General features: G+C 45.2%; 4 protein-coding genes and 1 other RNA gene. 2 read left to right on the forward strand and 3 right to left on the reverse strand.

Annotation, left to right across the window (positions count from 1 at the left end; genetic code table 11):
* Window positions 1–756: 756 nt before the first annotated feature.
* Together HMPREF3179_RS09675 and HMPREF3179_RS09680 are read left to right on the forward strand one after the other, a co-directional pair.
* Window positions 757–1,008: a type II toxin-antitoxin system Phd/YefM family antitoxin gene (locus tag HMPREF3179_RS09675; RefSeq protein WP_018025641.1), complete on the forward strand. Its 252-nt coding sequence runs from the start codon at window positions 757–759 to the stop codon at window positions 1,006–1,008.
* On the forward strand, window positions 998–1,282 hold the full coding sequence (locus tag HMPREF3179_RS09680; protein WP_018025640.1) for a type II toxin-antitoxin system RelE family toxin: 285 nt from the start codon (window positions 998–1,000) through the stop codon (window positions 1,280–1,282). Before HMPREF3179_RS09675 ends, HMPREF3179_RS09680 begins: the two co-directional genes overlap by 11 nt.
* A gap of 188 nt (window positions 1,283–1,470) precedes the next feature.
* Here HMPREF3179_RS09680 and ffs read toward each other — a convergent pair.
* From ffs to HMPREF3179_RS09695, 3 genes are all read right to left on the reverse strand, one after another.
* An RNA gene (gene ffs / locus HMPREF3179_RS09685) (signal recognition particle sRNA small type) lies at window positions 1,471–1,568 on the reverse strand.
* A gap of 19 nt (window positions 1,569–1,587) precedes the next feature.
* Entirely contained in the window at window positions 1,588–5,043 is a 3,456-nt protein-coding gene (locus HMPREF3179_RS09690) for a UvrD-helicase domain-containing protein (protein WP_246824438.1), read from the reverse strand.
* The gene (locus HMPREF3179_RS09695; protein ID WP_070470964.1) at window positions 5,033–7,720 is read right to left on the reverse strand and encodes a PD-(D/E)XK nuclease family protein; all 2,688 of its coding nucleotides are present in this window, start codon (window positions 7,718–7,720) and stop codon (window positions 5,033–5,035) included. The genes HMPREF3179_RS09690 and HMPREF3179_RS09695 overlap by 11 nt, the downstream gene beginning before the upstream one ends.
* Between the last annotated feature and the right edge of the window lie 95 nt (window positions 7,721–7,815).

The following is a 7,815-nucleotide window of genomic DNA, read 5'->3' on the forward strand; positions in this document are numbered from 1 at the left end:
ATCATTGCCTTCTCATCATCAACGTATGGCAGACTTGAGCCATGAACAGAGCGCCGTAAAACACAGCAATTGGGAATGCGAACTACGACCTAAGGAGAAGGCCTTGGCTGAAACAGCCGCCTTATTGACCTTATCAAAAAAAGCCCGGGCTATATGGAGGGTATGGACATGCCTCACTACCCTAAGAAGCCCTTTGCCGACATCACAGAAGCACGTCTATAGACGCAAGACCGAGAGATCTTAGCGAAGTGCACGCAAGTCTATGAGGCAGCAAAACAGGCAAAGTCTCCTGTCTTCGTCACTTTTTCTCGGGACACCCATCTATTTCCTTTTAAATCAATTACTTAATATAAAATAAAGGCGTTTTGGGGTGTCCCAATGACTAAAACAGAAAAAAACACTCGCTTTATCTATTTTGGATACTTAGAAAAGATGTCCAATAATCTAGCGCGATTTTGCTCTAAAAGGTCAGACGGTTTCATCGTCAAACCCCTGACTTTATTCAATATTCATATCCTATCAAAAGCGGCTCTTACTACATGTCACCCCCCCTGCTTTCTTGATTAAAACAACTTGAGTTCTCATTTTTTTATTGCATCAAGGCTTAGTATATTTAAGGAAAGAAAGTTGCCACTTTCTGCCTAAAAAACTAAACCGCAATAAAGACAAAACTTAATTTTAAGCATTTGATTTTTGACTTTAAAAGAGTCATAATTAGAGCTATTAAATGGTCTTTTGTGTATTAAGGAGATTTTAATGTCAATCCGTCAAATTTATGCTAACAATTCAACTAGTATTAGTGAATTAAAAAAGAATCCGATGGCTGTAATGAAACAAGCAGAAGGATTTCCAGTCGTTGTATTAAATCGTAATCAGCCTGTTTTTTACTGTGTTCCTGCGGATGCCTATGAGGCTTTAATGGATAAACTTGAGGATATGGAGCTAGCTGACATTGTGAGACAACGACAAAACTCACCAGAAGTAGAGGTTTCGCTTGATGACTTATAGGTTATTTTTTAAAGCCGAAGCTGAAAAAGAATGGAGAAAGCTTGATCTTACAATAAAGCGACAATTTAAAAAGAAACTAACTGAGTGTTTGAAAAACCCTCACATACCGTCAGCAAGATTAACTGGAATGAAAAATTGCTATAAAATTAAATTGCAAAGCACTGGATACAGGCTAGTCTATGAGGTTAGAGATAAGGAGTTAGTGGTTTCGGTAGTAGCTATTGGTAAACGAGAACGCAACGAAGTTTATAACACAGCAATTAAACGTATTTAGCTTGAGCAAATAGTCGATTTAATAGAGGGCGTGCTCGATAAGCTTTTTTGGCTTTAGTGATGGTAGCCATGAGTAATATTTGAGTAATTTCTTTGTCGAAAATTAGAAATATTTATTACTTATTACTGCTGACTGGCTAAGCGATTGATTTTATTAGGATAGATAGGATTTTTGCTTATCCTAATAAGGGTGGTGAGCCTGACTTCGGCACTAAGTCTGAATGGCTGTGGCTGCTTCCTTCCGGACCTGACCAGGTTGACCATGGACCTATGCGAAGGGACCCACCATTGTCAATTATAACAAGTTTAACCAATCACTTCTAGCAATACCCCTTCTTCGATTAAGAATAAGGAAGCTTTAGCTGCTTTGCCATCAATCGCCTGCAAATAATTGCAGTAACTTTGCAGCTGCGGACGGTATTCGCGACACATACGCGCTTTAAACGCCTCCAGGCTTTCATCCGGGCGACGTTGTGAGCTCTTGTAATCAATGACTTGCCAATAGTTATCGTGCGGAACCACCAAATCCATCACCAGCAATTTGCCATTCACATCATATAAAGGCCATTCGCATTGCACTTGCGGATTAGCAAAAATGGCTTTCAACTCCTCATGATTCAACGTTTTCAATAATAGCTGTTGCACCCTGACGAGCGCTTGCTCAATGCCTGCTTCACTATAGCCTGCGCTCAGTAACTGATAACGCATCAGCGATACACCCTGTTGTAGACGTTGCTCATCCCACCTTTGTGCTCGATCCAAGGCCATCATTTGTAACCAGGCATGCGCCACCGTACCTAAGATCGCCTCCTGATCACTGATAAACTGCCAAGTACCTGACTGAGTGCTTGCCGCATGGGCTAATTGCTCACCCAGTTGTCGGTGCGGCTCATATTGCTGTGCCAATTGGGCTATTGTCTGCTCACTAAAACGCACAAAATCAGCCACCTCAATTGGCTCGCTGGATGCCGTCTGCTGCGATAATGTAGCTGTGCCAATCAATGCCCCTGCCGTCTCATTTTGCTCGGCCGCTTGCACTGCTAAATAATCTTTTAAGCTCGCTTTAATCTCCTCAATATTGAATGGTAGGGCCTGCTTAATATGATGATAAAACTGATTTTTACTCGGCGACTTAACTTCTAATTCACCATTTTTTTCATTGAGAGGCATTAAATAAAACAGATGCAGGGCTTGGCAAGGCCGTGTGGTCGCCACATAGAGTAAACGCGCTTGCTCTAAGGATTCACGATAATCTTCACGACTTTTTAATAACTTACTCATCACATCTTCGGCCGCACCATGCTGCCTTGATGGCATCGTCGCAATTAACAAGCCAGGTTTGCTTTGCCCCTCTACTTCATACTCATAAGGCTCAAGACGTAACAGCCGCTCCTGACTACCACGCGATTGAGCATGCAATCCATACAAGATCACCTCCTCAAACTGCAAACCCTTAGCCTTATGAATGGTCATAATTTCTACTGCGGCACCGGCCACCACGCTCTCGGCGTACAACTCCGCCATATGCTGCTCCAATACCTCAAGATCTGGGCTACCATAGGGTGCTAATTGATCTAAGAGGGTGAAGACCGATTCAATATCTGCCCTTTCGGAGGGCTTTGCATAAAGCAAATGGCCACCCAATTGCTGCCAAATCATATTGACCCGTATCGCAAAGCTTAAGCCCTGCTGCTCGGTATTTTGATTTAACATCACTTCACTCACATGCTTAAAGCGCGCAAACTGCTCCGCCCCCAAACGGGCAGGCATCGACGCATCCGCCAAGGCATGACGGATTTGCTTGATCACATTAAGCTCTTCCTTGCTGCCAAAGAGGCAGTGCAAGCTGTTTAAACTTAAACCACAAAGCGGTGAACGAAATAATGACAACCACGCCACACGGTCGTAGCGATAAGTTAAAGCGCGAATAATTTGCATTAAATCCATCACGTAAGGCTGTTCACTCAGAGGGAACATATCCACTGCACGTACGGGAATATTGGCTTGCAATAAACGCTCATTTAAACGCCCCAAGGCCTTACGATTTTTCACCAAAATAGCAATGGGTTTTTCAGCCCTTGCATGTCTTACCAAAGCTGCCTTCACTAGCTCGACCACTTTTTGCTCAGCCGCCTCAATCGCTTCGGCTCTGGAGTCAATCCCTTTAATCTCTTTAGTGGTGTAATAAAAGGGATAATGCGTGACCGCTTCTAATCCGCCTGGACCATGAAAAGACACCGAATGTTCATAAGGGACAGCGCCGAATTCCTCGTTATATTCGGCAGGAAAGCTCTCTTGATAAATCTTGTTGTTCCAATCGACTATCCCTTCAACAGAGCGGAAATTTTCTCTCAAATTCAACACTTCCAGCGGCACATGATTCAGTCTTTTTTCACTCGCAACTTTAATAAAAAGACCGACCTCGGCCTTACGGAAGCGGTAAATCGACTGCATGGGATCGCCCACCAAAAATACCGTACGACCGTCTTGCGGTTGCCAACCGGAGGTCAAAAGTGCCAATAAATCAATTTGCAACTGACTGGTATCCTGAAATTCATCCACCAATAAATGCTGAATCCGGGCATCCAATGCCAATAGTAAGTCCGCTGGCTCATCCGCACTACCTAAACCATTTAAAGCACTCAGTGCCACCTCGGTAAAATCCACCGCCCCGTCGGCAATATACACTTGATGCAACTGCTCCAAAGCAATGCTCAGCACCTTCGCAAGCTGCTGATAAATAACTAGCTGATCATTATTTAATAGATGCGTCGGCAAGGATTTAACTGTGACCAAAGCCTCTATCAGCTCTGGACTAAAGTCAGTATGCTTTAAATAATCCACCAGCGAGGCCTTAAACGGTGCTTTAGGCGCAACCCCATGTTTGATGGTCAATTGCTTCCGAATGCTATTTCCCGTGGTCAATAGCGACTCTGCTAGCGCCTGCCAACGCTCCACATCATCGGCACTAACAGTTAGCGCTTGATTATCAACCGCTTTGAGAGACGCCAAGGGTGGCCAATGTTGAGCCCAAGCCGCTAATAGCGGTATATATTCCGTCTCAAAACCTAAGGGTAATGCATCCTTTACCCGTTGTATCGCACGTGTCACCAATAATTCCATGCTTTGTACCATGGCGATGATACTTGCTTGAGGATCGCTCAAGACATCCTGCCATTGATCACGGATCTGCAGCATTTCTACCAAAGCACCTTCCAAATGCGCTAGATCCACATTAAGATGACTTAAGACTGCCTGCAACTCAACTGACCGGTCAATTTGACTCAGCGTCAACAAGGCGGCCTGCCGGTATTGACGATACAAAGAATCGGAAATCTCCAAGCTACCCCCGGTCTGTGAAGACCAAGGCATGGTCCGCACCAAACCTGAGCTCAAGGAGTCAAAGGTCATGATGCGCAAGCGACTTGGATACTCTAATAAATGCCAGTCTTTTTGCTCATTGCGTGCTAAGACCTGTCGAGCTAATTGCCAACTGTTTACTTTATGCTCTTCCACGGGCTGCGGCTCCAAACCGGCGCGCAGCTTTTCTAACACACGATTGCGCATTTCACCGGCAGCCTTACGGGTAAAGGTAATGGCTAACACTTGTTCAGGCTGTTCCACAATGGCAAGCAGGGCCAAAATGCGATCGGTGACTAACTCGGTCTTACCGGAACCAGCCGGGGCCTGTACTAAAAAGGAGCTATCTGCTTGCAAAGCACGCTGGCGTTGGGCCAGATCAGAAGGCTTTTTACTCATCATCACTCTCCTCTTCCTCAACGCTTTGCGACAATCTTAAAAAGGGTAATACCTCACAATAGTCCATATCTTTTTTATCTTCATAACGATTAGCCGCGAAGCCATTGGAAATCTCCTCGGCCAAGCTGTGTAACTTAGTTTTCCACACCCTTAATAACTCCTCAAAAGCGGCGGCTGTTTTTTGCTCTACCCCTTTGCTGCTTTCTTCGAGCGACCAATTCACTAGACCAATACCGCCAAAACCCATCTTGCCGGGTTTTAAACTGGCAAAACCTACCCCACCAATATCACTTATCGCATGCTCACCATAGGCGGCGTATAAGGGCAGCTGTAAATCGATGGGTCGCTCTCGATACCAATGCTTTTTATAATTTGGCAAACTACCGGTTTTATAGTCTAGGTACAAATAGCTGTTATTTTCTAAATAATCTATACGGTCAACCGTCACCCGTAACTGTATGGAAGCTAAAGGTAGCTGCACCTTTTTCTCAAGCTCCTGCACGCTAAAGCTTAACTCGCGCTTTTGCTCCAAACTTAAAAAGTGAAATAACTGATTTTTGGCATACTCTTTTTCTAAATTCAGTAAAGCATTGGAGTCAAATAGCAGCTCCTCCTTTGCACAAACATCCACCACCTCTGAGATTTTGGCTTTAAGCGCATTCTCATCCATTGCCTGTAAGCTATGTTGATCACGCACCCCTTGCCAAAATAGCTCTAAGGCCGCATGCATAAAGCTCCCCCTTTGCATGCGATCAAGCTCATAGCGAGGATAGGAATGAAACTCACGCATATGCAATCGATAGACTGCAAAGGCCCAAAGCGGGTTCTTGGCCTGTAAATCAATTAGTCTTGTGCCGCCGGACAATAACCCCGCCACCGGCGGCCCGTAATTATCCTGCAAAAATTCAAGCTCCGCCACTACCAGCTTATCGCTCACAGCGTCCACAGTGCATTGCCCCTCAATGGTAAGCCATTGATCCTCGGGTAGGTATTGGGCTAATAAGGGGGAGACCTTGGTCGGCATTTCACCACTAAAGGCATGCCAACTAATATGAATCTGCGGCGCCGTGCTTAATAGCTGCTCTAACATGGCTTGAGCCCATTCAAACTCCCTTTGCTGATCTGAACGTGGTGCAGCTACTCGCTGTAGTGCAGTTTTAGGAATCAAGGGATTGGGTTTAGGGACCGTGGGTAAAACATCATCTTGCAAACTTAATATCCACACAGCATCCCACTTGGCGCCCTCGGCCTCCAACATACCCAACACATCTAAGCGTGCTGTGGCAGCTCGCTGAGGTTGGAAAATTTGTTGACTACATAAGCGCTCAAATAAATGTAAGGCCTCACGTATAGACATCGTGTCTAGCAGCGGTGATAAAGCAGCCGCATTTTTCAAGGTCTCATCAAAGGCCTGACATACTTGATACTGCACCGAACTCAACTTAGCGATACCGGGAAAGTTAAAGAGCTCGAAAAATGCTTTAAATATCGCTAAGTGCTGATTAAATTTGAGGGAACTAACCGTGCCAAAAAGCGCAAACGCTCGCTTTGTTAAGTCAACAAACTCATCCGAAATCTCATAAAAGAATTGTTGCACTTCCGCTTTTTTATAGCTGATTTTATTGGCTTCACGCAACTTTAAATCAATGGCATGAATCTCATCTGACCAGGCTGAGAGTAAAGCCTCCTGCGCTAATAGTAAAGCTTCACCCAGCGCTTGAGTCGCGATGCGGCCACTACTTTCTAAGGTAATAAACAGACGTAAACAAGCCAAGGCTGAACGTACAATCGTCCAATCACTTAAAGGGCGCCCAATGGCTACGTTATAGAGCAAATCAGTTTGTAGTCCAGAGGCCTGAAGACGCTCATGCAAATAGCGACGTACGGTACTATTCTCGCTTTGTAATAAGGGATCGATAATGGCAAAACGACCAGTAGGATGCGCGGCTAATTGAGCCTTAGCCCAATCTACTGCGGCTTCCAACTCCTCGCGCCGACTATGTGCTTGGTACACGCTAAGCTGCGCTGCTAGTTGATTATCATCATGCAAGCGATAAAGACTCGCCCCCAAGGCTTGGCAGGCTGCTAATAAGGCTGATTGCGTTGGCGACAACTCTCTAAAGCCTAAGAGCACAATTGCTTTTCCCGACAACAAAGCACTGGCAGCATTGCCCTCTTGTAATTGCTGTAATAACCATTGATCCCGTAATGGGCCATCAATGGCATCACGCTGTTGTAAACGTGCTAAATAATGCTGTTTAATGCTTTGATACTCACGGTATTCGGGTGTTAGCTCGGCATCCTCTACGCGAATCGCCCAATCTGTTTCTAGGGTATGGGCCTCGGCCAAGACCCGGGCTAGTTTACTAAGATTTAGGGTGCTTAATTGCTGCTCTTCTAGCACCGCTTCCCAATACAGTAAGGCGGCAAAATGACTGAGCTGCTTGGCGGCAGGCACCGCAGCCACCGCAAAGGCGACACGCTCTGTGAGTGACTCGGTAAAAACCGACCAAGGCTGTATGCGTGGCAATTCAAAAACCTGTGCAGTTTCACGCTTTGCACTAATTAAGAGCCGCTTTAGATGAATGGCCATGCGGTTATTGACCGTCACCACCATAGTCTCAGAGGCTTCTAAATCAAGCAGTTCTTGCTGTGATATACGTATCAAACCATCTAGCATATTGTTATTTGCCTAAAAAATTCTTCGATAAAGCATTCTAACGCAGGATCTTAACGCCCTAAATATCGAGTAGGGTGAGGTTTGCACCTCATCCC

It is taken from the genome of Oligella sp. HMSC09E12, from assembly GCF_001808505.1.
In the GTDB taxonomy this organism is placed as follows: domain Bacteria; phylum Pseudomonadota; class Gammaproteobacteria; order Burkholderiales; family Burkholderiaceae_B; genus Oligella; species Oligella urethralis.